The sequence below is a fragment of the Nocardia crassostreae genome (assembly GCF_001613405.1).
In the GTDB taxonomy this organism is placed as follows: Bacteria; Actinomycetota; Actinomycetes; order Mycobacteriales; family Mycobacteriaceae; genus Nocardia; species Nocardia crassostreae.
Genome location: NZ_BDCH01000002.1, coordinates 56,473 through 81,858, shown reverse-complemented (window position 1 = coordinate 81,858; position 25,386 = coordinate 56,473). Strand labels below are relative to the sequence as shown.

General features: G+C 66.8%; 25 protein-coding genes and 1 tRNA gene. 15 read left to right on the top strand and 11 right to left on the bottom strand.

Annotated elements, in window-relative coordinates; all coding sequences use genetic code 11:
* Position 1: 1 nt before the first annotated feature.
* Both NC4_RS01140 and NC4_RS39865 read right to left on the bottom strand, forming a co-directional pair.
* Complete coding sequence (locus NC4_RS01140) at positions 2-1,483, bottom strand: alpha,alpha-trehalose-phosphate synthase (UDP-forming) (RefSeq protein WP_067531259.1); 1,482 nt, start codon at positions 1,481-1,483, stop codon at positions 2-4.
* Positions 1,484-1,486: 3 nt separating this feature from the next.
* Positions 1,487-1,663 (bottom strand): hypothetical protein, encoded by a 177-nt coding sequence (locus NC4_RS39865; RefSeq protein WP_157554124.1) that lies wholly within the window; start codon positions 1,661-1,663, stop codon positions 1,487-1,489.
* A 198-nt stretch (positions 1,664-1,861) separates the two neighbouring features.
* On the opposite strand from NC4_RS39865, the gene NC4_RS01135 reads away from it, so the two are divergent.
* The 5 genes from NC4_RS01135 to NC4_RS01115 all read left to right on the top strand — a co-directional run bounded on the left by NC4_RS01135 (position 1,862) and on the right by NC4_RS01115 (position 5,653).
* Positions 1,862-2,695 (top strand): alpha/beta fold hydrolase, encoded by an 834-nt coding sequence (locus NC4_RS01135; RefSeq protein WP_067531258.1) that lies wholly within the window; start codon positions 1,862-1,864, stop codon positions 2,693-2,695.
* A gap of 141 nt (positions 2,696-2,836) precedes the next feature.
* Positions 2,837-3,079, top strand: a complete 243-nt coding sequence (locus NC4_RS01130; RefSeq protein ID WP_067531256.1) for an MbtH family protein — start codon at positions 2,837-2,839, stop codon at positions 3,077-3,079.
* A 169-nt stretch (positions 3,080-3,248) separates the two neighbouring features.
* A tRNA-Thr gene (locus tag NC4_RS01125) sits at positions 3,249-3,323 on the top strand.
* A 123-nt stretch (positions 3,324-3,446) separates the two neighbouring features.
* Positions 3,447-4,175, top strand: a complete 729-nt coding sequence (locus tag NC4_RS01120; protein ID WP_067531254.1) for a response regulator transcription factor — start codon at positions 3,447-3,449, stop codon at positions 4,173-4,175.
* Positions 4,172-5,653, top strand: coding sequence for a sensor histidine kinase (locus NC4_RS01115; protein ID WP_084528333.1), 1,482 nt, complete (start codon positions 4,172-4,174; stop codon positions 5,651-5,653). The genes NC4_RS01120 and NC4_RS01115 overlap by 4 nt, the downstream gene beginning before the upstream one ends.
* Here the strand turns inward: NC4_RS01115 and NC4_RS01110 are convergent.
* Both NC4_RS01110 and NC4_RS01105 read right to left on the bottom strand, forming a co-directional pair.
* On the bottom strand, positions 5,629-6,054 hold the full coding sequence (locus NC4_RS01110) for an HIT family protein (protein WP_067531252.1): 426 nt from the start codon (positions 6,052-6,054) through the stop codon (positions 5,629-5,631). The genes NC4_RS01115 and NC4_RS01110 overlap by 25 nt on opposite strands.
* 40 nt (positions 6,055-6,094) lie before the next feature.
* Complete coding sequence (locus tag NC4_RS01105) at positions 6,095-6,472, bottom strand: PH domain-containing protein (protein ID WP_067531250.1); 378 nt, start codon at positions 6,470-6,472, stop codon at positions 6,095-6,097.
* A gap of 172 nt (positions 6,473-6,644) precedes the next feature.
* Between NC4_RS01105 and purD the strand changes: the two genes are divergently transcribed.
* Positions 6,645-7,931, top strand: coding sequence for a phosphoribosylamine--glycine ligase (gene purD / locus NC4_RS01100; protein WP_067531248.1), 1,287 nt, complete (start codon positions 6,645-6,647; stop codon positions 7,929-7,931).
* 14 nt (positions 7,932-7,945) lie between these two features.
* Here purD and NC4_RS45035 read toward each other — a convergent pair whose 3' ends face one another.
* On the bottom strand, positions 7,946-8,719 hold the full coding sequence (locus tag NC4_RS45035; RefSeq protein ID WP_439957465.1) for a M23 family metallopeptidase: 774 nt from the start codon (positions 8,717-8,719) through the stop codon (positions 7,946-7,948).
* Between the two features lie 468 nt (positions 8,720-9,187).
* On the opposite strand from NC4_RS45035, the gene NC4_RS01090 reads away from it, so the two are divergent.
* The 3 genes from NC4_RS01090 (at position 9,188) to purB (ending at position 12,570) form a co-directional block, all read left to right on the top strand.
* Positions 9,188-10,345 carry a pyridoxal phosphate-dependent aminotransferase gene (locus NC4_RS01090; protein ID WP_084528332.1) on the top strand — a complete coding sequence of 386 codons (1,158 nt, stop codon included), beginning with the start codon at positions 9,188-9,190 and terminating at the stop codon, positions 10,343-10,345.
* A 163-nt stretch (positions 10,346-10,508) separates the two neighbouring features.
* Entirely contained in the window at positions 10,509-11,114 is a 606-nt protein-coding gene (locus tag NC4_RS01085; protein ID WP_067531243.1) for a TetR/AcrR family transcriptional regulator, read from the top strand.
* Between the two features lie 34 nt (positions 11,115-11,148).
* Entirely contained in the window at positions 11,149-12,570 is a 1,422-nt protein-coding gene (gene purB, locus NC4_RS01080; protein ID WP_067531241.1) for an adenylosuccinate lyase, read from the top strand.
* Positions 12,571-12,649: 79 nt separating this feature from the next.
* On the opposite strand, the gene NC4_RS01075 is transcribed toward purB, so the two are convergent.
* Positions 12,650-14,830, bottom strand: a complete 2,181-nt coding sequence (locus NC4_RS01075) for a S9 family peptidase (protein ID WP_067531239.1) — start codon at positions 14,828-14,830, stop codon at positions 12,650-12,652.
* 100 nt (positions 14,831-14,930) lie between these two features.
* On the opposite strand from NC4_RS01075, the gene NC4_RS01070 reads away from it, so the two are divergent.
* Together NC4_RS01070 and NC4_RS01065 are read left to right on the top strand one after the other, a co-directional pair.
* Entirely contained in the window at positions 14,931-15,971 is a 1,041-nt protein-coding gene (locus NC4_RS01070) for a DUF2330 domain-containing protein (RefSeq protein WP_084528331.1), read from the top strand.
* Positions 15,972-16,283: 312 nt separating this feature from the next.
* Positions 16,284-16,499, top strand: a complete 216-nt coding sequence (locus NC4_RS01065; RefSeq protein WP_067531235.1) for a DUF397 domain-containing protein — start codon at positions 16,284-16,286, stop codon at positions 16,497-16,499.
* Between the two features lie 6 nt (positions 16,500-16,505).
* On the opposite strand, the gene NC4_RS01060 is transcribed toward NC4_RS01065, so the two are convergent.
* Positions 16,506-16,847 (bottom strand): ArsR/SmtB family transcription factor, encoded by a 342-nt coding sequence (locus tag NC4_RS01060; protein ID WP_067531233.1) that lies wholly within the window; start codon positions 16,845-16,847, stop codon positions 16,506-16,508.
* A gap of 262 nt (positions 16,848-17,109) precedes the next feature.
* Between NC4_RS01060 and NC4_RS01055 the strand changes: the two genes are divergently transcribed.
* Entirely contained in the window at positions 17,110-17,862 is a 753-nt protein-coding gene (locus NC4_RS01055; RefSeq protein WP_218020874.1) for an MFS transporter, read from the top strand.
* A gap of 24 nt (positions 17,863-17,886) precedes the next feature.
* Here the strand turns inward: NC4_RS01055 and NC4_RS01050 are convergent, their stop codons facing one another.
* From NC4_RS01050 to gad, 4 genes are all read right to left on the bottom strand, one after another.
* Positions 17,887-18,846 (bottom strand): alpha/beta hydrolase, encoded by a 960-nt coding sequence (locus tag NC4_RS01050; protein ID WP_067531231.1) that lies wholly within the window; start codon positions 18,844-18,846, stop codon positions 17,887-17,889.
* 132 nt (positions 18,847-18,978) lie between these two features.
* Entirely contained in the window at positions 18,979-19,413 is a 435-nt protein-coding gene (locus NC4_RS01045) for an HIT family protein (RefSeq protein WP_067531229.1), read from the bottom strand.
* A gap of 75 nt (positions 19,414-19,488) precedes the next feature.
* Complete coding sequence (locus tag NC4_RS01040) at positions 19,489-21,015, bottom strand: amino acid permease (protein ID WP_067531227.1); 1,527 nt, start codon at positions 21,013-21,015, stop codon at positions 19,489-19,491.
* Positions 21,012-22,436 (bottom strand): glutamate decarboxylase, encoded by a 1,425-nt coding sequence (gene gad, locus NC4_RS01035; RefSeq protein ID WP_067531225.1) that lies wholly within the window; start codon positions 22,434-22,436, stop codon positions 21,012-21,014. Before gad ends, NC4_RS01040 begins: the two co-directional genes overlap by 4 nt.
* Before the next feature lie 98 nt (positions 22,437-22,534).
* Here gad and NC4_RS01030 point away from each other — a divergent pair, with 98 nt between their 5' ends.
* From NC4_RS01030 to NC4_RS01020, 3 genes are read left to right on the top strand one after another with little or no spacing between them, the layout of a single operon-like run.
* The gene (locus NC4_RS01030) at positions 22,535-23,446 is read left to right on the top strand and encodes a glutaminase (RefSeq protein WP_067531223.1); all 912 of its coding nucleotides are present in this window, start codon (positions 22,535-22,537) and stop codon (positions 23,444-23,446) included.
* Positions 23,447-23,505: 59 nt separating this feature from the next.
* Entirely contained in the window at positions 23,506-24,930 is a 1,425-nt protein-coding gene (gadC, locus tag NC4_RS01025; RefSeq protein ID WP_067531221.1) for a glutamate/gamma-aminobutyrate antiporter GadC, read from the top strand.
* A complete protein-coding gene (locus NC4_RS01020; protein ID WP_067531219.1) occupies positions 24,927-25,382 on the top strand; it encodes a hypothetical protein in 456 nt (151 codons plus the stop codon). Before gadC ends, NC4_RS01020 begins: the two co-directional genes overlap by 4 nt.
* The last annotated feature ends 4 nt before the right edge of the window (positions 25,383-25,386 follow it).

The window sequence follows — 25,386 nt, the reverse complement described above, 5'->3', positions numbered from 1 at the left end:
TTCAGCGCCGCAGGCCCGGATCGACGTCGTCGTCGGTGAGCAGTGCGCTGCCCGCCACGCGGTCCTGGGCCAGCGCGTCCAGGAAAGCGCGGGCCCAGCGGTCCACATCGTGGGTGAGCACCTGGCGGCGCAGCGAGCGCATGCGGCGGCGCCGGGTGTCGCGGTCGTCCTCGATGGCCGCGGCAATGGCCTCTTTGACGCTGTCCAGGTCATGCGGATTGCACAGGTACGCCTGCCGCAATTCCGCTGCCGCACCGGTGAATTCGCTCAGCACCAGCGCGCCGGACAGGCCGCCCTGGGCAGCCACGTACTCCTTGGCCACCAGATTCATGCCATCGCGCAGCGGCGTCACCACCATGACATCGGCGGCCACGAAGAAGGAGATGAGCTCCTCGCGCGGGATGGGGCGGTGCAGATAGTGCACGACGGGATAGCCCACCCGGGCGTACTCGCCATTGATCCGGCCCACCTGGCGTTCGATATCGCCGCGCATCTGGATATAGGACTCGACGCGTTCCCGGCTCGGGGTGGCCAGCTGCACCATCACCGTGTCCTCGGGATCGACGCGGCCCTCGGCCAGCAGCTCCTCCAGCGCGGCCAGCCGGATATCGATGCCCTTGGTGTAGTCCAAGCGGTCGACGCCCAGCAGGATCGTCTTCGGATTGCCCAGTTCCGCACGGATTTTCGCGGCCCGCTCACGTACGGAGCGCCGCCGCGAATACTCGTCGAGCTCGGTGGAGGCGATGGAGATGGGGAACGCGCCCACCCGCACGGTGCGGAAACCCACCTGCACCACACCGAGTTTGGAGCGCACGCCCACATTGCCGCGCGAAGTCGGCTGTCCGGCAAGCCTTCTGGCCAGATACAGGAAGTTCTGCGCGCCGCCGGGCAGATGGAAGCCGATCAGGTCCGCGCCGAGCAGACCCTCCACGATCTCGGTGCGCCACGGCATCTGCATGAACAGTTCCACCGGCGGGAACGGAATGTGCAGGAAGAAGCCGATGGTCAGATCCGGCCGCAGCATGCGCAGCATCTTGGGCACCAGCTGCAGCTGATAGTCCTGCACCCAGACGGTCGCGCCCTCGGCGGCCACCTTGGCGGTGTGCTCGGCGAAACGGCGGTTCACCTGCACGTAGGCCTGCCACCAGGTGCGGTCGTAGACCGGCCGCACGATCACATCGTGATACAGCGGCCACAGCGTGGCATTGGAGAAGCCCTCGTAGTAGTCGGCGACCTCGTCGGAGGACAGCGGCACCGGATGCAGTTCCAGACCGTCCTCGACGATCGGGTCGATATCCACATCCGGTACGCCCGCCCAGCCGACCCAGGCGCCCTTGTTGTTGCGCAGCACCGGCTCCAGTGCGGTCACCAGGCCGCCCGGACTGCGCTTCCAGCGGGTGGTGCCATCGGGTAGTCGTTCCAGGTCGACCGGAAGCCGGTTGGCGACGACGACGAAACCCGAGCCGGAGCTATCCGGGTTCACGGGTCATTCGCCTCGAGCGTTCGGACCGATGCCCAGCATCGACAGCAGCATGCGGCACTCGTCGGCGTCGGTCGCATAGGCGGCCACCACGCGCTGAGCCTGACGGGCGGTTTCATCGGCGAGCGGTTCCAGATCGTCGTCCGCGATGTCGTTGGCGCTGCTCTTCGCGGCCATCATCATGTCCTCTCGGGGAGTTTGCCTCGGTTACGAGAGTTCCATCGTATCTGCCGGTGAATCGGGAACCGTCCGCTCGGTGCAGAGCGAGCTCGAACTGTGTCTCCACCGGGGCGTTCGCCGCCGGGCCGAAACGGACCGGGCCGGGAACCGATACGGTGGGCGGAAGCAGCAGTCGCACGTCCTGATGAAGGGGTCTGAGCAATGCCGTTGGCAACGGTGAACGGAATCTCGCTGAACTACCAGGTCAAGGGGGACCGCGCCAAGGGCACCGACGTCAAGGGCGGCGGGCCGCTGGTCGTCATGATCATGGGCACCGGCAGCCCGGGCCGGGTGTGGGAGCTGCATCAGGTGCCCGCGCTGGTCGCGGCCGGTTACCGGGTCTGCACCTTCGACAATCGCGGTATCGCACCGTCTTTCGAGGCCGCGCACGGTATGACCATCGACGAGCTGGTGCGCGATACCGCCGCCCTCATCGAATTCCTGGACGAGGGCCCGGCCCTGGTGGTCGGGCAGTCCATGGGCTCGCGCGTGGCCCAGGAGCTGGCCCTGGCCCGCCCGGATCTGGTCCGCAAGGCCGTCTTCCTGGCCGGGCACGCCCGCCTCGACCAGTTCCAGAAGACGCTGTCGTTCGGTGAGCACGAATTCGACGCCTCCGGCGTGCGGCTGCCCGCCAAGTACGAGGCCGCCATCACCGCCCTCATGAATCTGTCCCCGGCCACCATGGCCGACACCAATGCGGCCCGCGACTGGCTGGATCTGTTCGAGTTCACCGGCGGCCCGGTCGTGCCGGGCGTGCGCGCACAGCGCCGCATGGACCATGATTTCGACCGCACGGCGGCCTATCGGAATATCACCGTGCCGTGCCTATCGGTCGGTTTCGCCGATGACCGGATGATCCCGCCCTACCTCTCCCGCGAGGTCGCCGAGGTGATTCCGGGCGCCCGCTACCAGGAAGTCCCGGATGCAGGCCATTTCGGCTATCTGGAGCGCCCCGAGACTGTGAACAAGATCCTGCTGGAATTCTTCGCTGGGTGAAGGTAACCGCCCTGGCGTAACGCCCGCCTTGCTAGGGTCGAATCCAACGTCGGGGGTTCGCTCCGTTGCTGTGGTCCAAACCAGCACCGGAATCGATCCTTCAGCGTTCCCGTACACAGCGCCAGTATCCAGTGAGGTGAAATGAGCACCAATCCTTTCGACGACGAAGACGGCCGGTTCTTCGTCCTGGTCAACGACGAGGAACAGCACTCCCTGTGGCCGACCTTCGCCGAGGTTCCGGCGGGTTGGCGAGTCGTGTTCGGCGAGGACTCCCGCGCCGCATGCGTGGAGTACGTCGAGAAGAACTGGACGGATATGCGTCCGAAGAGCCTGCGTGATGCCATGGCCGCCGACGATGCGGCACGTCAGGCGGCTCAATCCTAGAAACTGTGGTTAGCCCGATACTGCGCAGAACGGCTTCCGAATACGGCCGTGCGGTGCCACCAGCGCCGCGCGGCCGTAATTCGGTATCGCCCGCAGCTATCGGCCCGACCGTGGCAAACCGGCTTTTTCCGCGCAGCCGGTCCACCCGGTTATGATGGGCACCGCTTCCGCCTCCCTAGCTCAGTGGTAGAGCACCGCTCTTGTAAAGCGAAGGTCGTCGGTTCAATCCCGACGGGGGGCTCCACGGGTCCCTGCCGCCAACCGCGGCAGGGACCCTGACTTTTTTACTGGACCGCGGGTGGCCGTTCCCAGGAAACTCCCAGCGAAGGTACAGGGAGTTCGCGGCGGGTGGTCGCAGGATGAAGGCATGACAGGTCTGCCCGCCGCGCGCGAACCCGAGGCCAGAATTCTGGTAGTCGACGACGAGCCCATGATCGTCGAGTTGCTCTCGGTCAGTTTGCGGTTCCAGGGGTTCGAGGTGGCCACCGCGGGGAGCGGGAGCGAGGGGCTGGATCGGGCCAGGACGTTTCGGCCGGATGCGATGGTGCTGGACGTGATGATGCCGGGGATGGACGGGTTCGGGTTGCTGCGGCGGCTGCGGGCCGATGGGATCGAGGCGCCGGTGCTGTTCCTGACCGCGCGGGACGAGGTCGAGGACAAGATCACCGGGCTCACGCTGGGGGCCGATGACTATGTGACCAAGCCGTTCAGCCTCGAGGAGGTGGTGGCGCAGCTGCGGGTGATTCTGCGGCGGGCGGGAGTGGGCGCGCCGGAGGAGAAGTCGTCGCGGCTGCGGTTCGCCGATATCGAGCTCGACGACGATACGCACGAGGTGTGGAAGGCGGGGGAGCCGGTCGCCTTGTCGCCCACCGAGTTCACGCTGCTGCGGTATTTCATGGTCAATGCGGGGACGGTGCTGAGCAAGCCGCGGATTCTGGATCACGTGTGGCGCTACGACTTCGGCGGGGAGGTCGGGGTGGTGGAGACCTATGTGTCGTATCTGCGGAAGAAGGTCGACACGGGGCCGGAGCGATTGATCCACACGCTGCGCGGGGTGGGGTACGTCATGCGGGAGCCCCGGCCGGTGCCCAAATGAGCGGAGCCGGTCGCGAAATGACCGTGCGGGAGCGGGTTTCGGGGCGGCTGGCGGCGGTGCCGCTGCGCACCACACTGGTGGTGGCACTGGTGACGCTGGTGGGGGTCGGGCTGCTCGTCTCCGGATTCGTGGTCACCACGCTCATGCGGAACGTGCTCGTGGATCGCCTCGATCAGCAGCTGTACGAGGCGGCCACCACCTGGGCCTCACCGCGCGCGAAACCGCCGACGCCATTGCCCGAGCCGCCGGACCAGCGGGAGCGGCCGCCCAACCTCTTCTATGTGCGCGTACAGGATTCGACGGGCGAGGTGACGCTGCACCTCAATGTCGGCGACAGGCAGCCGGATGTGCCCGGCGATCTCGGCTCGCGACCGGTCACGGTCGGCTCGGTGGGCGATGCGGGGGAGAAGTGGCGGGTCATCCAGGTGCACAACAACAATGGCACCAGCACGGTGGCGCTGCGACTGGACGGCACCCAATCCGTGCTGGAGCGACTGGTCTTGCTGCAAGCGGTGATCGGGGCGCTGGTGCTGGCCCTGCTGGCGGTCCTGGCCCGGCTGGTGATCCGGCGCAGCCTGCGGCCGCTGCGGCAGGTGGAGGAGACGGCCGCGGCCATTGCTGGCGGCGATCTGCATCGGCGAGTTCCGGTGCGCGGCACCGATACCGAGGTCGATCACCTCTCGCAGTCGCTCAACACCATGCTCACCCAGATCCAGCAGGCCTTCGCCGCCACCGAGGCCTCGGAGGAGGCGGCGCGGCGCTCCGAGGCCAAGATGCGGCGCTTCGTCGCCGACGCCAGTCATGAGCTGCGGACGCCGCTGACCACCATCAGGGGCTTCTCGGAGCTGTATAGGCAAGGCGCACTGACCGATTCCGGTGTGCTCATGGATCGCATCGAGCACGAATCCCATCGCATGGGCCTGCTGGTCGAGGATCTGCTCATGCTGGCGCGGCTGGACGCGCACCGGCCGGTGGAGCGGCGCCCGGTGGATCTGCTGGCGCTGGCCAGCGATGCGGTGCACAGTGCGCGCGCGGTCGCGGCGGTCCAGCATCCCGACGGTCCGCAGCGGCAGATCGGTCTGGAGATCGGTTCCGGCGCGGGAACTCTGGAGATCCTCGGCGATGAGCCGAGGCTGCGGCAGGTCTTGGCGAATCTGATCAACAACGCGCTGGTGCACACCCCCGTGGCCGCCGCGGTCACGGTGCGGCTCACCCCCGCCGCCGACGAGGTGCTGCTGGAGGTGCGCGATACCGGGCCCGGACTGGATCCCGACCAGGCCGAGCGGGTCTTCGAACGTTTCTATCGCACCGACGCCTCCCGCAGCCGGGAGCGCGGCGGCACCGGATTGGGGCTGTCGATCGTGCAGGCGCTGGTCACCGCGCACGGCGGTACGGTCACGGTGACCAGCGTCCCGGGCGAAGGCGCCACCTTCACCGTGCGGCTGCCCCGGGATCAGGCGGGCACATTGGCTCCGTAACCCAGATCGCGCAGCGCCTGCTTGATCTTGGCCTGGGCCTCGTCGAGGGATTCCTTGCTCGGATCCGGGTCCGCGCCGGTGATATCGAAATCACCGAGTTCGAAGGCCGGGAAGACGTGGACGTGCAGGTGCGGTACTTCCAGTCCGGCGATCAGCAGGCCCGCGCGCGGCGCGTCCCACGCCGCCCGCACCGCCTGGCCGATCTTCTGGGCGAGGCCGGTCATGCGCGCGAAGGTCTGCGGATCGACGTCCTGCCACTGGTCGATCTCCTGGCGCGGCACCACCAGCGTGTGACCCTGCGTCACCGGGGCGATGGTCAGGAATGCGACGAATTCGTCGTCCTCCCAGACGAAGCGGCCCGGCAGCTGGCCGTTGATGATTGCGGAGAAAACAGAAGCCATGCTCGGGAGATTACGCGGAATCTCGCATCGCGCGCCCCACCTACACCGCGACGAAATGCGACAGGATGCCCTGCACCTCGTAGATGTCGACCTGGCGGTTGAACCGCTTCTGCAGCGGCTCGTGCGAGCCCGAAATCCAGATGACCAGTTCGGCGTCCAGATCGAAGGTGCCCGCCGTCTCCACCGAGAAATGCGTGATGGCCCGGTACGGGACGCTGTGATAGCTGACCTTGCGGCCGGTCAGGCCCTGCTTGTCGACCAGGATCAAGCGGCGGTTGGTGAACAGCATGGCATCGCGCACGAGGAGGTACGCCGCGTAGATCTGTTCGCCCTGACCGAGAAGTTTGCCGTATTCCTGTTGGGCCCCCGCGGGATCGATACGTCCCGCATTGCCCATGATTCCGTCGATCAAGCCCATAGCAGGCACATCCTCAGATCGCTCGCGGTGACGGTCGCCACCCTCCATCATCCCCGGCGAGGTAGCCCCGCGCACTGAACTCCAGCCGACCGCTCGGTGACGCGGCGGTGCGGTTCCGGTGGCCGAACAACCGCCATGATCAGTGTCGACAGCACCCTCTAAGCTGTCGGTCGTGCGCGTACTCGTCGTCGGCTCCGGAGCCCGTGAACATGCCCTCGTCCTCGCCCTGCGCAAGGACCCGGCGGTGACCGCGGTGTACGCGGCGCCCGGCAATGCCGGTATCGCCCAGCATGCCGAGGTGCGGCCGGTGGACGCCTCCTCCGGCGCCGAGGTGACCGAGCTGGCGCGCGAGCTGGCCGCCGATCTCGTGGTCATCGGACCGGAGGTGCCGCTGGTGCTCGGCGTCGCGGATGCGGTGCGCGAGGCCGGAATCGCCTGCTTCGGACCGTCGGCCGCGGCCGCCCGCATCGAGGGGTCGAAGGCGTTCGCCAAGGACGTGATGAATGCTGCGGGCGTGCGCACCGCGCACAGCGAGATCGTCGATCACCCGGGTGAGCTGGATGCCGCCCTGGATCGGTTCGGGCCGACCTGGGTCGTGAAGGACGACGGGCTGGCCGCTGGTAAGGGCGTCGTGGTGACGCCGGATCGGTCGGTGGCCCGCGAGCACGGCGCGGAACTGCTGGAGCAGGGGCATCCGGTGCTGCTGGAATCCTTCCTGGACGGCCCCGAGGTGTCGCTGTTCTGCCTGGTCGACGGTGAGACCGTGGTGCCGCTGCTGCCCGCGCAGGATCACAAGCGCGTCGGCGACGGGGACACCGGGCCCAATACCGGCGGTATGGGCGCGTACACCCCGCTGCCGTGGCTGTCCGACGAGACCGCCGCCGCCATTGTCGAGGATGTGGTGAAACCCGTTGCGGCGGAAATGGTTCGCCGGGGCGTGCCGTTCAGCGGCCTGCTCTACGCGGGCCTGGCCATCGGCCAGAACGGCCCGGCGGTGGTCGAATTCAACTGCCGCTTCGGCGATCCCGAGACCCAGGCCGTGCTGGCCATGCTCGACAGCCCGCTGGGCGAACTGCTGAACGCCACCGCCACCGGCGCCCTCGATCAGGTGGCCGCGCCGCGCTGGAAGGATGGCTCCGCCGTCACTGTCGTCGTGGCCGCCGAGAACTATCCGGCCCGCCCGCGCACCGGCGATGTCATCACCGGCGCCGAATCCTCCGGCACCGGAACCGAATCCGAGGTCCTGCACGCGGGCACCGCGCAGCGCGCCGACGGCGCGTTGATCTCCGCGGGCGGCCGCGTGCTCTCCGTCGTCGGCCAGGGCGCGGACCTCGCCGAGGCGCGCAAGAACGCCTACGACCGGCTCGCCACCATCAAGCTCCCGGGCGGGCACTTCCGCACGGATATCGCGCTGGCCGCCACCGAGGGTCGCATCAGCGTGCCCACCCCGGCGGTCTGAACTCGCCGGGCTGCCTAGCCCAGCCGCAGTCCGTGCAGCGCGAGCCAGGCCTGCGGGTCCACCCGCTGGCCGTTCTGGATGATCTCGAAATGCAGGTGCGGGCCGGTGGAGTCGCCGCGATTGCCGATGCGGGCGATCTGCATGCCCGCCGGGACGCGCTCGCCCACGGAGACGAAGAAGTCGTACATGTGCCCGTACACGGAGATCGTCCCGTCGTCGTGCCGGATCCGCACCCACAGCCCGAACCCCTGTGCCGGTCCGGCCTCGACGACCGTGCCCGCCGCCACCGCGTAGATGGGTGACCCGAGCGGGGCCGCGATATCGATGCCCGCGTGGAACGTCCCCCACCGCGGCCCGAACCCGGAGGTGAACGCCCCCCGCGCGGGCAGCGTGAACGCCCCGACACCCGGCAGCACGAAGGTGGGATCGGTCCCCGCCGTCATCCACGGCTGATACTCCCCGGCCACCGCCGCGGCCGCCTCCGCCTTGGCCCGCTCCAGCGTGGCCCGCGCCGCGGCGGCCACCACCGCCTGCTCACGAATCCGCTCACCATTGGCAATGGCATCCAGATACCGCTTCGTCGTCGACGCGGGCATCTGCACCTGCAACGGGTGCGCCGTCGGAACCCGCAGCGCCACACCGGGTTCCACACCGCCGCCACCCCCGCGATCAACCCCCGATGCCGCACCGCCCACTCCCGCGCCACCGGCGCCTGTCGCCGCACCTCGTCCCGCCCCTGCCCGACCAGATTCTCGACCTCCGCGCGCGACCTGGGCCGCCGTCCCCACAGCTCCATTCCGCGATCGCGCGCCAGGAACACCTGCGCGCGTGCCCACGCCACATCCTCGCCAGAAGCCCGCACGGCCTGTGCGAGCCGCTCCCGAGCCCCCGCGTCCCGCCGCGCCGCCAGCTGATTCCGTACACCCGGGACGTAGTTGCCCGCCCCTATCCGAAACCCGCGATCGCGCGCGTCCGCCGCAGAGCCCTCGTCCGGCTCCTCGTAATCCATGTCGCCGTCAACCGGCGCGTCCGTTGCGGTCTGGTGTTCAGCGGGCTTGCTCCCGTTCGGGCCCGATGTGGTCGTGGCCGCGGCGGTGGCGAGCGGCTGTTTTCCATTGGTCTCGGGCTCGGGCGGCGCGGACCGCTGCCCCGCCGAGGTCTCCTCGGTGGTTCTTCCCCCCGGCACGCGTCCCTCCTCAGCCATTCCAAGGGCCATTAGGGACAGGCGGGGGAGCGGGTGCTCTACCGTCTGTCTCGTGCGTATCGAATCTCGCCGGTCGACCATTCCACCTTTCTACGTGATGGACGTCTGGAAAGCAGCATCTGAACGGGCCCGGACACACGGGGATGTGCTGGTGCTGGCCGCCGGGCAGCCGTCCACGCCCGCGCCGCGGGCGGTGCTGCGGGCTACCCGGCAGGCAATGGACAGCGAATTGCTGGGGTACACCGAGACTTTCGGAATCCTGGAGTTGCGGGAGGCCATTGCCGAGCACCACCGGTCCACCTACGGGGTGGTGGTGGACGCCGAGGATGTGGTGGTGACGACCGGATCCTCCGGCGCGTTCACGCTCATCTTCCTGGCGGCCTTCGATCCGAGGGACACCGTGGTGGTGGCCCGGCCCGGCTATCCGGCCTACCGGAATACGCTCACCGCGCTGGGCTGCGAGGTGGTGGAGCTGGACTGCGGGCCCGAGACCCGGTTCCAGCCGACGGTGGCCATGCTGGAAGCGCTGCCGGAGCCGCCCGCGGGCCTGATCGTGGCGAGTCCGGCCAATCCGACCGGCACCATGATCGCTCCGGAGGAGCTGGCGGCGCTGGCCCGCTGGTGCGATGAGCACGGCACGCTGCTGATTTCCGACGAGATCTACCACGGCATCGTGTACGACGACACCGAGCCGACCGCCTCGGCCTGGGAGACCTCCCGCGAATCCGTGGTGATCGGTTCGGTCTCGAAATACTTCTCCATGACCGGCTGGCGGCTGGGCTGGATGCTGGTGCCCGCCACCCTGCGCCCGGCGCTGCAGCGGCTGGCCTCGAATATGACCGTCTGCCCGCCCGCCATTTCGCAGTACGCGGCCGTGCACGCCTTCGGTGCGGAGGCCAAGGAGGAGCTCGACGGGCATGTGCGCCGGTATGCGGCGAACCGGCAACTGCTGTTGTCCGGGCTGCCGAAACTGGGTATCACCGATCTCGCTCCGGCCGACGGCGCGTTCTACGCCTACGCGGATATCGCTCACCTGACCGATGATTCGATGCGCTGGTGCACCGACGTCCTCGACCACACCGGGGTGGCGCTGGCGCCCGGTATCGACTTCGACACCGTCAACGGGTTGCACACGGTTCGCTTCTCGTTCGCCGGGGCGAGTGCCGATATCGAGGAAGCGTTGGACCGGTTGGAACGCTATATGGCCTGATCTGCCAAGACTTTCCGGTCTCGCCCCCGAGCGCGCACAGATGCGGTACAACAGCAGTATCGCGTTTCCGCACGGCTCGTCCGATTGCCCTGAAACCTGGGAATCACCACAGATCGCACAGATTTGGCACAGATGAACCGATGATGACTGGCACGATTGCACCGTGACCACTGCGACGACTCCGAAAGGCGAACGGCGTCGCCAAGCGCTGGTTTGTGCTGCCGCCGAGCTCTTGCTCGAAGGTGGCTTCGAGGCGGTCCGGCACCGCTCGGTGGCGACCCGGGCGGAGCTGCCGCTGGCATCCACCACCTATTACTTCGACTCGCTCGAGGATTTGATCGCCCGCGCGGTGGAGTTCTCCGGCAATGCCGAACTCGAGGCCATGCGCCGCCGGGTGGGTGAGGTGACCCACCGCCGCCGCGGGGCCGAGGCGACGGTCGATCTGGTCCTGGATCTGCTCGTCGGCCCGGAGAATCCGGACGCGGATGCCCGCGGCCAGCTCATTGCCCGCTACGAACGTTCGGTGGCGTCGGCCCGCCACCCGGAACTACGCGAAGTGCAACTCCGACTACGGGCCCAGCTCGACGAGTTGCTGGGCGACGTGCTGCGCCGCTCCGATCGGGTGGTCCGGACCGAGCAGGCCCGCCGCCTGGTGGCGGTGGTGGACGGCGCGGTGGTGACCGCGCTCGGCGAGGCGGATCCGCAACCCCGGCGAATGGCGCGCGGGGCGCTGCTGGAGATCATCGATATTGTCGCCCCGCCCGCGTAAGCGGACCGAATCGCCGCCGGTAAACTGGGCAAACGTGAGTCTTGTGCCGAACGTCCTCGCCACCCGTTACGCCAGCCCGGAATTGGTGCGCCTGTGGTCGCCCGAGAACAAAATCGTTCTGGAGCGGCGGCTGTGGCTGGAGGTGCTGCGCGCCCAGGCCGAACTGGGGGTGGACGTTCCGGCCGGTGTGGTCGAGGACTACGAGCGCGTCATCGACCAGGTCGATCTGGCCTCCATCGCCGAGCGCGAGCGCGTCACCCGCCACGATGTGAAGGCCCGCATCGAGGAGTTCAATGCCCTGGCCGGGCACGAGCACGTGCACAAGGGCATGACCTCCCGCGATCTCACCGAGAATGTCGAGCAACTGCAGATCCGGCTCTCGCTCGAGCATGTCCACGCGCACGGCATCGCCATTGCCGCCCGCCTCACCGAGCGCGCCGCCGAATACCAGTCCCTGGTCATGGCGGGCCGCTCGCACAATGTGGCCGCCCAGGCCACCACCCTCGGCAAGCGTTTCGCCTCGGCCGCGGACGAGCTGCTCATTGCCCTCACCCGCCTGCGCGAACTCATCGACCGCTATCCCCTGCGCGGTATCAAGGGCCCCATGGGCACCGCCCAGGACATGCTCGATCTGCTCGGCGGCGACGCCGCCAAACTGGCGCAGCTGGAACAGAAGGTGGCCCACCACCTCGGTTTCAAGAATGTCTTCACCAGCGTCGGCCAGGTCTACCCCCGCTCGCTGGACCACGACGTGCTCTCCGCCCTGGTCCAAATCGGCGCGGGCCCTTCCTCTTTCGCCCAGACCATCCGCCTGATGGCCGGGCACGAACTGGTCACCGAGGGCTTCCAGCCCGGCCAGGTCGGCTCCTCGGCCATGCCGCACAAGATGAACACCCGCTCCGCCGAGCGCGTCAACGGCCTGCAGGTCGTGCTGCGCGGCTACGGCTCCATGGCAGCGGAACTCGCGGGCGCGCAGTGGAACGAGGGCGACGTCTTCTGCTCGGTGGTCCGCCGCGTGGCGCTGCCGGACGCCTTCTTCGCCATCGACGGCATGATGGAGACCTTCCTGACCATCCTCGCCGAGTTCGGCGCCTATCCGGCCGTCATCGACCGCGAACTCAATCGCTACCTGCCCTTCCTGGCCACCACCCGCATCCTCATGGCCGCCGTCCGCGCCGGTGTCGGCCGTGAAACCGCCCACGAGGTCATCAAGGAGCACGCCGTGGCCGTGGCCCTGGCCATGCGCGAGCAGGGTCGCGAACCCGACCTGCTCGACCGCCTGGCCGCCGACGACCGTATGCCCCTGGACCGCGCCGCCCTCGACGCCGCCCTCGCGGACCGCTCCGCCTTCATCGGCGCCGCCGAGGCCCAGACCGCCGCGGTCATCGACCAGGTCCAGAAGCTGGTCGAGGCCAACCCGGAAGCGGCCCGCTACACCCCGTCGCCAATCCTGTAAGCGCGAGAACGCAATTGGTCGACTGATCACGAGAAAAAAGGGCGAGCAGCGGAATGCTGCTCGCCCTTTCGGTTAGCTTCTACCGGTCGGCGAGGCCGACGGTGTCGAGGACCCAGGCGAATTCGAAGGCTACTTCTTTCCACTTCTCGTAGCGGCCGCTGACACCGCCGTGACCGGCGGACATCTCGGTCTTGAGCAGCAGTTGGGAGTGGCCGGTCTTGGTGGCGCGCAGGGCCGCGACCCACTTGGCGGGTTCGACGTAGAGGACGCGGGTGTCGTTGAGGCTGGTGATGGCCAGGATCGACGGGTAGTCCTTGGCCTCGACGTTCTCGTACGGCGAGTAGGACTTCATGTATTCGTAGACTTCCTTGTCCTCCAAGGGATTACCCCACTCATCCCATTCGATGACGGTGAGCGGAAGAGAAGGATCCAGGATGGAGGTCAGCGGGTCCATGAACGGCACATTGGCGAGGATGCCGGTGAAGAGTTCGGGGGCCAGGTTGGCGACCGCGCCCACGAGCAGGCCGCCCGCGCTGCCGCCGTCGGCGATCATGCGGTCGGGGGTGGTGACGCCGGTATCGATGAGATGCCGTGCGCAGGAGACGAAATCGGTGAAGGTGTTCTTCTTGGTGAGCGTCTTGCCGTGCTCGTACCAGAGGCGGCCCATCTCACCGCCGCCGCGCACATGGGCGACGGCGAAGACCATGCCGCGGTCCAGCATGGACAGCCGCGCCACCGAGAAGGACGGGTCGATGCTGGCCTCGTAGGAGCCGTAACCGTAGAGCAGCAACGGCTTCGGGGCAGAGCCGACGCCCCCGGACCCGCCCTTGGCGTCCTTGCGGACGACAATCGACACGGGGATGCGGGTGCCGTCGGCGGCGACCGCCCAATCACGGTGCTGTTCATAGTCTTCGGCGTTGTAGCCGCCGAGCACCGGCTGTTCCTTGCGGAGCAGGAGTTCACCGGTCTCGGGGACGTAGTCGAAGACCTGCATGGGGGTGATGAACGAGGTCAGTCCCAGGCGCAGGGTGGGCTGTTCCCATTCCGGATTGGAGCCCAGTCCGGCGGCGAAGAGCTCGAGATCGAAGTCGATCTCCTTCGGCTCGCCGTAGCCGTCGGCGGTGAGCGGCCAGGCCGCCACGCGCGGCAGCGCCTCCCGCCGGTAGCTCAGCACCAGCTTGTCGGAGAAGGCGTCGACATCCTCGAGCCGCACATCGTCGCGGTGCGGAATGAGAATGGTCTGATCGGCCGGATTCGTGACCGGGGCATCGGCCAGTACGAAGTTCTCGGCCTTCACTCCGTCCACGACATCGTTGTGCAGGATGAGCAGGCGGTCCTCGCCACCGACCACGGCATGCTCGGCCGAGTACTCCACGCCCTCGCGGCGGGGCAGCAGCACCCGGAATTCGCCTTCGGGATTGTCGGACTCCAGGATCCAGCCCTCGCTGGTGATCTTGGAGCCGACCCACACCACCAGATACTTCTCCGAGCGGGTCGCGCCGATGCTCACCCAGTAGCGCTCGTCCGGCTCGTGGAAGACCTTGGTGTCGGCATCCTGGGCGGTGCCCAGCCGGTGCCGCCACACGGTATCGGGCCGCCAGGATTCGTCGACGGTCTGATAGAAGACGTGCGTGCCGTCCAGGGACCAGGTGGCGCCGGGCGCGGTGCCGGGAATCTCGTCGGCCAGCAGTTCGCCGGTCTCGAGGTTCTTGAACCGCAGCACGTAGCGCTCATCGCCGACGGTGTCGACGGAGAAGGCCAGCAGATCGCCCGCATGGCTGATGGAGAAGGCGCCGAGCGCGAAGAAGTCGTGGCCCTCGGCCAGCTCGTTGGAGTCCAGCAGCACCTGCTCGCCGGGGACCGCGGTGCCGACCTCGAGACGCGGCGGGGTCCAGTCGTCCTTGCCCGCGATGGGGCAGCGGCAGTGCACGCCGTACTGCTTGCCTTCGAAGCTGCGCGAGTAGTACCAGTAGTCGCCCATGCGAGTCGGCACCGACAGGTCGGTTTCCTGGGTACGGCCCTTTATCTCCTCGAAGATCTTCTCCCGCAGCGGCCGCAACTTCTCGGTCTGCGCGTCGGTATAGGCGTTCTCGGCCTCCAAGTACGCGATGACCTCGGAATTCTCCTTGTCCCGCAGCCACTCGTACTGATCGATGAAGACATCGCCGTGGTGCACGCGCTCGGTCGGCACCCGTTTGGCGATCGGCGCCGTCACGATCGCGCCGGATTGTGAGGTCGCGCTACCACTGTCCAAAGCCATGCGTCCACGTTAGTGGGTACCCTGGCGGCCATGCTGTTGCGCATGACAGCACGCCTGCTCGAGGTGGTCGCCACCGCGCTCGGCGTGGGGGGGAATCGGGATGGTCGCGCCCGCCGCGGCGTGTGCGTGCGGCGGCGTCGCCACACCGGCCGGGGAGTCCATGCGGGTCTTCGACGAGACCGCGCTGGTGAGCTGGGACGGCGCCACCGAGACCATCCTCATGCGGCTCGGATTCGACAGCGCTTCCGAGAATGCCGCGCTGCTCGTCCCGACACCCGCCCCGGCGACCGTGACCGCCGGACACGAAAGCACCTTCACCGCACTGGGGGAACTCACCGAACCCCGGGTCGTCACCGATCTCGACTGGTTCGGCGACCTGAGCGTGCTGGCCGGGATCGGCGGCATGGCCCTGTTCCAGAGCTCCGGGGACGGCGACAATCTCGCTCCCGGGGCCGTCGAGACCTCGGGCAGCGGCGCACCGGAGGTGGTGAGCCGGGTGCAGCTCGGCCCGCTCGAGGCCGCCACCCTCACCGGTGGCGATCTGACGGGCATCCAGAAGTGGCTGGACGACAATGGCTATGCCATGCGCCCGGAGGTCACCGCCACCATGCAGCCCTATCTCAGCGAGGGCTGGTCCTTCGTGGCCATGCGGCTCAGCAGCGGCGAACCGCTGCGCGGCGCACCGGATCCGGTCCGGTTGACGTTCGCGGCCGACAGTCTGGTCTATCCGATGCGGATGTCCGGTGCGGCCACCAGCGCGCAGACGGTCAAGCTGTATGTGCTCGGCCCGCACCGCGTGCAGCGTTCCGATCCGAATGCGACCCGACAGCTCGTGAGCGTCGACTTCGCCGGGCGCATTACCGACCCGGCCGAACCGGAGCTGCGGCAGCTCGCGGTGAACGGGCGCGACTACCTGACGGAAATGGATATCGTCATTCACGATCCGGGCGAGATCAGCTCGGATTTCACCTTCACCGCATCGTCCGCGGGCGACTACCGGCCGACCGAGCACCGCACAGAACTCGTCGTATTCCTCGGCGTACCAGCTGGTTTCGTCCTGGTGGCGGCGACCGCGGTGGTCGCCGCCGCAGTGGTGCTCGCGGTCAGGCGGTCAGGTTATCGGCGACGCGAACGTCCCTGAGCCGAATGCTGCCGCTGATCGTAGAGGAAGAAAACCGCTGCCTTCCGCCGAGCACACTGGTCGGTCGGGCAACTTCGATGAATCCGCAGAATGCTGTGGGCCATCTCCACCGTGAACCGCTCGGGAACGACATCACAGCTGTCGGAGATGGGAGCGGCTCGCTGCGACGACCATGGCGTGCGCACCACATACCTCCTTCCGCTGACACAGAATGGAATATCCGATCCGGCCCGCTCGCAAACACTGGCATGATGAGTGCGATCTACATCACCGTCCAGTACCTCGCAGCGATCGCACAGGGAGTGTCCGGAAGTGGAAGCGAAGAACCGCGAGATCGAATCCGATGCCGTCTGGCGGCGCAGTGACGACCAGGCCGATGGCGTCGAAATCGCCTTCCTGGCCAGTGGAAATGTCGGATTGCGGGATTCCCGCAATCCGGACGGCCCGGTACTGATCTTCACACCGGGCGAATGGAAGGCCTTCGTGGCGGGTGCCAAGGACGGCGAATTCAACCGTCCCGCAACCTGATCGGAATCAGCTCGCGGCAATCGGCGGCGCACCGGCCTCGGTGCGCGCGCCCGCCAGCACGGCATCCAGCAGCCCCGGATAGCGGGCATCCAGATCGTCGCGCCGCAACTCGATCAAAAATTCACGCCCGGAAGGCGTTTGGCGAATAACCCCGGCCTCGCGCAGCACCCGCCAGTGGTGGGTCATGGTCGATTTCGCGCTCACTTCCAGTTCATTGAGCACGCTGGAGCAGTTGCGCTCGCCGCCGCGGGCGAGGATCCGCACCGCGCCGAGCCGAACCGGGCTGCCCAGGGCGGACAACACATGCTCGAGGCGAATCTGTTCGCGGGCCGGATGATTCAGGGCCATGATTCGAATGTACCAGTATTCACGAACTATCCCTTGACAGATCGTACGTAAGTTCTAGTACCGTCCGACTGTACGAACTATCTCGTACAGTCGGACGGCGCGGGCCCCGCCGTCCAAACCCCGCAGGCAGAGAGGCGGGCACCCATGCGCGCCGCACCGAGCGGCGCGCCTTCGATCTGCCGGGCGCGTTCAGCGTCACCGCCGGGTCGACGGTGCTGGTGTTCGCACTCGTCGAAGGACCCGAAATGGGCTGGGCGCACCGGTGATCGTCGGCGCGTTCGCGGCGTCCGCCATACTGCTGACCGCTTTCGCCGTCATCGAGCGGCGCAGCGCCGATCCGCTCATGCCGTTCCGGCTCTTCCGCAATCGCAGCCTCACCGTCGGCATGACCGTCACCTTCTTGTTCATGGCGACCTTCGGCGTGCTCCCCTATTTCCTGACGGTGCTGATGCAGAGCGTGCACGGCTACAGCGCACTGCAGACCGGACTCGCCTTCCTGGTGCCCTCGGTGGCCATTGCCGCGGGCACCCAGCTCGGTGAGCGACTGGCCACGCGGTGGGGCAACCGGGGAAATCTGCTGATCGGGTTCACCGTGGCCGTACCCGGGACGGTGGTACTGGCCTTCGGATTCGGCGCGGGCAGCAGTTACTGGGCGCTGGTTCCCGGACTGATCATCTCCGGCGTCGGGCAGGGCATCGTATGGACGGCCATGTGGATCACCGCGGCGACCGGAATCCCCGCGCACGAACAGGGTGTGGCCAATGGCATCGCCTCGACCGCGCTCAATCTCGGAAATGCCATCGGACTGGCCATTTTCACCGTCATCGCCGATATCGGACTCGAGGGGCTGTCGGGCCCAGCGCTCCTCGGTGCGATGGCGGACGGCGAACGACTCGTCGTGCTGCTCACCGCCGCCGGAATGGTGGCCGGATTGCTCATTGCTCTCGCGCTGCGCGGCAGGTCCAGCGAGAAGGACACGACCACAAGAGAATCGGAGCCGGTCGCGGTCGGTTGATCGGCTTCGGAACGCGATCGGCGCTCACGCGCCGATCGCGCCGCCAATGGTCGGCCAGGATTCGTGCAGGGTGTCCTGCCAATAGGACCAGGAGTGCGTGCCCACCGCGCTGTAGTCGATGCGGGCCGGGATGCCGAGTTCGCGCAGTCGCTGTTCGAAGGCGGTGACGCAGGCATTGACGCCGAATTCGATGGGGCCGCCGAAGAAGATGTTCTCGGGCAGTTGGGGTTTGATCTCCAGCTCGTGGGGACCGGGCAGGCCGGTTCCGGTGGAGAGGTAGAGGGTCTTGCCGCGCAGGCGGTCGGCCAGCACCGACGGATTGTGTTCGGCCCAGGCCGGACTCGCGGGGGCGCCCCACATATTGAAGGGGTTGCCGCCGCGGTTGGCGATGGAGAACATCATGCCGCCCTGGGCGATCGTGATGTCCGGGCAGGCGCTGTATCCGGCCACGGCGCGGTACAGGTTCGGATGCCGGACGGCGAGAACGAAAGCCGCGGTGCCGCCCATGGACAGCCCGCCGATGGCATTGACGCCGTTACCGGCGAAGTAGCCGTCGATGATCGGCGGAAGTTCTTGTGTCAGAAAGGTTTCCCACTTGTACCGGCCGAAGCGCGGGTCGTCGGCGATCCAGTCGGTGTAGTAGCTGGCCTGCCCGCCCATGGGCAGCACCACGTTCACGTTCTTGCCGCCGAAGAAGGGTTCGGCATCGGTGGCATTGGTCCAGGTGCTCTGACCCGCACCCGGATCCAGCCCGTCGAGCAGGTAGTAGCTGGGGCGGGTGCCGCCACCGGCCGGATGCAGCACCTGGACCTGGATGGTGCGCCCCATGGCGGAGGAGTCGATGAACAGGGCCGAGCGAGTGGGGCTGAGGTCGTCGACGCGGAGGACCTGGGCGGCGCTCGCGGTTGGCGGAGACGCTGGAACCGGGCTCAGCAAACTTGCGGCGATTGCGAAAATCGCTGCGGCAACGACTCTTCTGCGCATGTCCCCACCTCCATCAGCCCACCAAGAACGCATTTCAACGTAACTCGAGAGGTGGCTGCCGCGAGGAAGATTCGGTTATTGGCGTGTCCTTGGCAAACCAGTCGGTTCGGATATGGTAATGCGTTCTCGCTATTACCGATTGGCGATTCTTCCCAAAGCTCCCGAAATGGATCCCGCCAGGTAATCCAGGTCGGCGCGCGCCGGTGAGGTGGGCCGCGCCCGCAACCCGAATCCGTCCCCCGGGGTGCGTGGAATCACATGCAGATGCACGTGAAAGACCTCCTGCCCCGCGGTAACCCCGTCCGCCAGGAAGAAATTCACGCCATCGCACCCGACCTCGGATTCCCGCAGCGCCGACGCCACCCGCTGCCCCACCTGAAACAGCTTGCCGCCCAACGCCGGATCGAGTTCCGCCAGACTCCGCGCGGGGGTCTTGGGAATCACCAGGACATGCCCCGGCGTCACGGGCCGAATGTCCATGAACGCCAGCACGTCCTCGTCCTCGTACACCCTGCTGGTAGGCGCGAGACCGGCGACGATATCGGAAAAGATCGTGTACGGATTCATGTCCGGCAGCCTACGGACCATAGGCAGAAGAAACCGCGCACCCCGTATGGCTGGGGTGCGCGGCCGGGGGGAGCGCTATCCGGTGGTCAGATGTGAGGTGTCGGCGCTGGGGCCCAGGGCCTTGGCCTTCACGTCGTCGGGTGGGATCCAGGAGGGCTTCTTCAGTTTCTCGATGATCAGGGGGACGGCGCTGAAGATGATGGCGCCGCCTGCGACCAGGGCGATGTAGGTGGCCTTGTTGCCGATGGGGAGTTGGGAGGGCGGGACGAAGGCCAGGATGAAGGCGAAAGCCACCGCCAGGAAGCCGATTCCGGCGAAGATCCACATGCCGGGGGTGCCGCCGGGGATCTTGAAGGCGCGGGGGAGATCGGGCTGGGTGTAGCGCAGCCGGATGGCGGCGGCGTACATGAACATGTAGATGATCAGGTACAGGCTCACGGCCATGGCGGAGATGAGGAAGAAGGCCGAGCTGACGTCGTCCATGATGAGGTAGATGGAGGACAGTAGGGTCACGATGACGCCCTGGATGATGAGGATGTTCACCTGTACGCCACGGGAATTCACCTTCTGCAGGACCGGCGGGAGCATGCCGTCGTGCGCGGTGGTCAGCACGCCGCGGCTGGGGCCGAGGATCCAGGCCAGCACGCCCGACAGCGCGCCGTAGGCGATGAGGGCCGACAGGATGCGGACCGGCCAGGTGGAGTGGATCATATCGGTGAAGCCGAAGGTGAAGGCATCGAAAACGCCTGTGTTGAGGTCGATTTTGTCGTAGGGGACGATGCCCGCCACGGCGAGCGCGCCGAGGGTGAAGATGCCGAAGGCCACGGCGGCCGCGATCAGGATGGCGGCCGGATAGCCCTTGGCGGGGTTCTTCAGCTCGGTCGAGTGCACGCCCTGGGATTCCACGCCCGCGAAGTTGAGCAGGATGCCCGCCAGGAACGACAGGCCGGACAGCCCGGCGATATAGGGGAACCAGCGGGGTGAGTCGTGCCCGTTGTCGGCGACCGTCACGGCCGGGTCGGTGGTGTGCTCCCAGCCGATGGAGTGGCCGGTGGAGATCCACCAGATGAAGACCGCGACCAGGACGATGCCGGGCAGGGCCGTGCCCGCGAGGAATCCGGCGCGGGTCACCTTCAGCGCGAACTGATTGCTCACGAAGGCCACGGCCGTGCACAACCAGAACGCGACGATCGCGAAAATGCCCACGTAGATATGGTTTTGAGCGAGATCAGGCCGGTCGAAGGCGAAGGCGACACCCGCGGCCGCGAAGCTCATACCGGTCGGATAGAACACGATCACCTGGATCCAGGACAGGAAGATGATCGCGAAACCCACTCGCTTGCCGAAGGCCCCGCTGATCGACGCGTAGAGACCACCGGCCTTGGCAGCGTACATGCTGCCCAGCTCGGCGGCCACCAGCCCGGCCGGAATCAGGAACAGGACGGTCGAGAAGCCGATGTAGAAGAACATCGTCATCTCTTCCTTGGCCATCATGGGCAGACCGCGCAGACTGGTGACAATCGATGCGGCCGTGGTGAATCCAAGCGCCGAGACGGTCAGGTACTTGGTCGCTGTCCCGGCCTTCGAGGTGGTGGCGGTCACGACTTCGCCTTCCCGGCAGTGGATTTCGCCTTGCCCGGCTTGGGCATGGGCACCGCGGCCTGCGCATTGTGGGTGAATCCGCACGCGTCCTCGCGCATGAGCGAGGTCTTGAGCGGGTGCGCGTGCAGTAGCTTCATGCTGCGCTTCACATCCGCCAGCAGCAGATCGGCCATGTCGTAGGTGAATCCGTGCCGCAGCACCGCCCGCATGATGGTCTCGTCCTGCCGGTCGGCGGGCAGCGGATAGGCGGCAATGAGCCAGCCGCGGGTGCGCAGCCGATCGGACAGGTCGTAGAGGTTGAAGTTCTCCCTACCCGAGAGCCGCCAGGACACCGCGGTAATGCCCCGGCGCGGATCGGCGTCGTGGATCAGCTCGAACGGCCCGACCTCGGTGAGCCCCTTGGCCAGATGCTGTCCGGCCGCGTAGATGGCCGCCTGCACGCGCCGATATCCGGTGCGGCCCAAGCGAATGAAGTCGTAGTACTGGGTGATGGCCTGACCGCCGGGCCGGGAGAAGTTGAGATTGAAGGTGGCCATGGATCCGCCGAGATAATCGACATTGAAGATGAGCTCCTGCGGCAGATCCGCGGCGGTGCGCCAGATGGCCCAGCCCGCGCCCAGCGGCGCCAGGCCCGTCTTGTGCCCGGAGGCATTGATGGATTTCACCCGCGGCAGCCGGAAGTCCCACACGATCTCGGGCGCGCAGAACGGTGCGAGGAAACCGCCGCTGGCCGCGTCCACATGGATCGGGATATCCAAACCGGTCTTGGCCTGCAGCGCATCCAGGGCCTTGCTGATGCCCTCGACATCCTCGAACAGGCCGGTGAAGGTCTGCCCGAAGGTCGGCACCACCATGATGGTGTTCTCATCGCAGTGTTTGGCCACATCGTCGGGGTGCATGGTGAGCCGGTCGCCGCGCAGCGGCACCTGCCGGATCTCCACATCGAAATAGCGGGCGAACTTCTCCCAGCACACCTGGACCGGCCCGCAGACGAAGTTGGGCACGCCCTTGCCGCCGTTCTTACGCCAGCGGAACTTGGCCGCGAGCCCGCCCAGCATGGCGGCTTCGCTGGAACCGGTGGTGGAGGTGCCGAGCGTGCGCTCCGCATCGGGGGAGCGCCACAGATCGGCGACCATGCGCACGCAGCGCTGTTCGAGTTCGGCGGTCTGCGGGTATTCGTCCTTGTCGACAATGTTCTTGTCCAGGCATTCGTTCATGAGGCGGCGGGCCTGGTCGTCCACCCAGGTGGTGCAGAAGGTCGCGAGGTTCATCCGGGATACGCCGTCGAGCAGTAGTTCGTCGTGCACGATCTGGTAGGCGACCTGGGGAAATATCTCTTGTTCCGGGAATCCGCGATGTGGCGCCGGGCGTTTGATGCCGGGCATGGCGAATAGGTCGTCGGGCTCCAGATTGCCGGTCATATGGCCTCCAATACGGGATCCATGCCTATCGAAACTGGTTGAGCAAGCTACCGTTTCGTAATCCAGAGATAGTTGCTAAACGGTTACTATTCAGCACTATGGACTATCAGCATGTCATAGAGCAGGTGATGTCCGCCACGACGCCGCACATTGGGGAGGGTGCGGTCGCCGACTACATTCCCGGCCTTGCCGCGGTTGATCCCAAACAGTTCGGATTCGCTGTCGCCACCGTCGAAGGAAACCTCTATACCGGTGGTGACGTGGACATTCCCTTTGCCATCGAGAGCATTTCCAAGGCCTTCGCACTCGCGCTGGTACTCGCCCGCAAGGACGCCGACATCTGGAAACGGGTGCGCCGCGAGCCCTCCGGCCTGGCCTTCAATGACCTGATCGAGCTCCAACTGGAGAACGGCATTCCGCGCAATCCCTATATCAACCCCGGCGCCATCGTGATCGCTGATCAATTGCTGGCCGATACCGGAGATGCCGTGGCCGCCCTGCGTGAGCTGTTGCGGGCCGAGACCGGCAATCCGGTCCTGGACGTGGACAGCGTTATTGCCGAATCGGAGTTGCGCACCGGCGACCGCAATCGCGCCACCGCCTACCTCATGGCGAGCTTCGGCAATATGCGCAACAGCGTGGATCTCTCCCTCGACCACTACTTCCGGCAGTGCTCGTTCAGCATCACCTGTGCGGAGCTGGCCAAGGCCGGTCTGCTCATCGCCCGTCACGGCCTGCGCGCCGACGGCTCGCGCCTGCTCTCGCGCGATGACGCCCGGCACATCACCGCGCTCATGACCATGTGCGGCACCTACGACGGCGCGGGCGAATTCGCTTATCGCATAGGGCTTCCGGTCAAGAGCGGGGTGGGCGGCGGGCTGCTGGCCGTGGTGCCCGGCCAGTGCTCGGTCGCCGCCTGGGGGCCGGGGCCGGACGCCAAAGGCAATTCGGTATCGGGCGCGGTCGCGCTGGAGACCTTCGCGCGGGTCGGCCAATTCTCGGTGTTCTGAATCTCGGCTCAGCCCAGCACGTTTCGAGTTGTATCGCACGGCTTCGGAAAGGACCGGTGATGACTGGCGCGGTGACCAAGCCGACGACGGCCACCAATTACATCTCCTGGGTGACCCTCGCCCTCATGACCACGAGTTCGGTGGCCAGCCTGCGGGCCTCACCCACCATGGCCGTCTACGGATTGGCCTGTGTCTTCCTGTATCTGGTGCCCGCGCTGCTGTTCCTGCTGCCGACGGCCTTCGTGGCGGCGGAACTCGCGTCCGGATGGGCGGGCGGGGTCTACAAGTGGGTGGGGGAGGGCATCTCCCAGCCGATGGGATTCCTGGCGGTGTGGTGCCAGTTCGCCATGACCATCTTCTACTACCCGAGCCTATTGGCGTATGTGGCAAGCACTTTCGCCTACATTATCAATCCGTCGCTGGCGGCGAACGGCGTGTACGTGGCCATCGTCATCATCACCATCTATTGGGCGGCGGTCTTCGTCTCCTCGCAAGGCACCAAAACCGTTGCGGGACTGTCGAGTATGGGTCTCATCATCGGCACCCTGATTCCCGGTGCGCTGCTGGTGATCCTGGGCTTCGTCTTCCTCGCCCAGGGCAATGAGCCCGCCGCGCCGATGGATGCCGCGCATCTGCTCCCGGCCTGGACCGGGCTGGCCAGCCTGGTGCTCATCGTCAACAATTTCCTGTCCTATGCGGGCATGGAGATGAACGCGGTGCACGTGTCCTCGCTGCGCGATCCGGGCAAGGAATACCCGCGGGCCATGGCCCTGGCCGTCGCCCTGGTGCTGGTCATCTTCATCGTGCCCGCCGTGGTGATCAGCTGGGTGGTGCCCTCGCAGAACCTGTCCCTCACCGCGGGCGTCATGCAGGCCTTCGACGGGTTCTTCAATCACTTCGGCATCGGGTTCCTCACCCCGATTCTCGGCGTCATGCTGGTGGCGGCCGCCCTGGGCGGCATGCTCACCTGGCTGGCCGGGCCGTCCAAGGGCCTGCTGCTCATCGGCCGCACGGAGGGCTATCTGCCGCCAGTGCTCACCCGCTTGAACAAGCATGGGGTGCAACAGAACATGCTGGTGGCGCAGGGCGTCGTGACCACCCTGCTGGCGCTGCTCTACGCCTTCATCCCCAATGTCTCCAGCGCCTACTGGATCCTGTCGGTCATCACCACGCAGGTCTATCTGATCATGTACGTGCTCATGTTCATCGCCGCGATTCGCCTGCGCCGCAATCAGCCCGACCATCCGCGCGGCTACCGGGCACCGGCCCTGATCGCGCTGTGCGGGCTGGGCACCGTCTCCTCGGTGGCGGCCTTCCTCATCGGGTTCGTGCCGCCCTCGCAGTACGGCAGCGGTAACAGCCTCACCTACATCCTGGTGATCGGACTCGGCATGGGCATTGTCGGCCTGCTGATTCCGTTCCTGTTCCTCAAGTTCCGCAAACCCGGTTGGAAGACCGATGTTCCCGAGGAGGCGCTGGCATGACCGCTGATGGCGGTGCGCCGCAACGGGTGCGGCGGACGACGTATCTGATGGTCGCGGTGATCCTCGTGGTCGTCGCCATTATCGGGACGATCATCTTCAAACAGGAGCGCGGTTCCGAGGCGGCGCTGCGCAAGGCGGAGGTGCTGCACTCCCGGCTCACCGAGGCCGGTATCGCCGCGCCGGAACCGCGGGCCATCGCCGATTCGCTCGGTGTCGACGGCGGACTGGTGTGCCAGGATCCCGACTCGCCGCTGATCAAGGCGCGCTATCAGGCGGCCATCAGCAATGGCGCCAGCGGTCCGGGCAACCGGCCGGTCATCGCCGACAGCGTGGTCTTCACCGCCACCGCGCTGGCCATTGAAACGTACTGTCCTGACAAGCTGGCCGCGTACCTGCAAGAAACCGGCACCCTGAGAACGGGTGACACGGTGAAATCGGATACGGACAACTGAAACA

Coding starts and splice junctions, on each gene's coding strand:
- NC4_RS39865 (WP_157554124.1), bottom strand. CDS start 1,663: ATGATGATGGCCGCGAAGAGCAGCGCCAACGACATCGCGGACGACGAT.
- NC4_RS01135 (WP_067531258.1), top strand. CDS start 1,862: ATGCCGTTGGCAACGGTGAACGGAATCTCGCTGAACTACCAGGTCAAG.
- NC4_RS01130 (WP_067531256.1), top strand. CDS start 2,837: ATGAGCACCAATCCTTTCGACGACGAAGACGGCCGGTTCTTCGTCCTG.
- NC4_RS01120 (WP_067531254.1), top strand. CDS start 3,447: ATGACAGGTCTGCCCGCCGCGCGCGAACCCGAGGCCAGAATTCTGGTA.
- NC4_RS01115 (WP_084528333.1), top strand. CDS start 4,172: ATGAGCGGAGCCGGTCGCGAAATGACCGTGCGGGAGCGGGTTTCGGGG.
- NC4_RS01110 (WP_067531252.1), bottom strand. CDS start 6,054: ATGGCTTCTGTTTTCTCCGCAATCATCAACGGCCAGCTGCCGGGCCGC.
- NC4_RS01105 (WP_067531250.1), bottom strand. CDS start 6,472: ATGGGCTTGATCGACGGAATCATGGGCAATGCGGGACGTATCGATCCC.
- NC4_RS01075 (WP_067531239.1), bottom strand. CDS start 14,830: ATGGCTTTGGACAGTGGTAGCGCGACCTCACAATCCGGCGCGATCGTG.
- NC4_RS01070 (WP_084528331.1), top strand. CDS start 14,931: ATGGTCGCGCCCGCCGCGGCGTGTGCGTGCGGCGGCGTCGCCACACCG.
- NC4_RS01060 (WP_067531233.1), bottom strand. CDS start 16,847: ATGGCCCTGAATCATCCGGCCCGCGAACAGATTCGCCTCGAGCATGTG.
- NC4_RS01050 (WP_067531231.1), bottom strand. CDS start 18,846: ATGCGCAGAAGAGTCGTTGCCGCAGCGATTTTCGCAATCGCCGCAAGT.
- NC4_RS01045 (WP_067531229.1), bottom strand. CDS start 19,413: ATGAATCCGTACACGATCTTTTCCGATATCGTCGCCGGTCTCGCGCCT.
- gad (WP_067531225.1), bottom strand. CDS start 22,436: ATGACCGGCAATCTGGAGCCCGACGACCTATTCGCCATGCCCGGCATC.
- NC4_RS01030 (WP_067531223.1), top strand. CDS start 22,535: ATGGACTATCAGCATGTCATAGAGCAGGTGATGTCCGCCACGACGCCG.
- gadC (WP_067531221.1), top strand. CDS start 23,506: ATGACTGGCGCGGTGACCAAGCCGACGACGGCCACCAATTACATCTCC.
- NC4_RS01020 (WP_067531219.1), top strand. CDS start 24,927: ATGACCGCTGATGGCGGTGCGCCGCAACGGGTGCGGCGGACGACGTAT.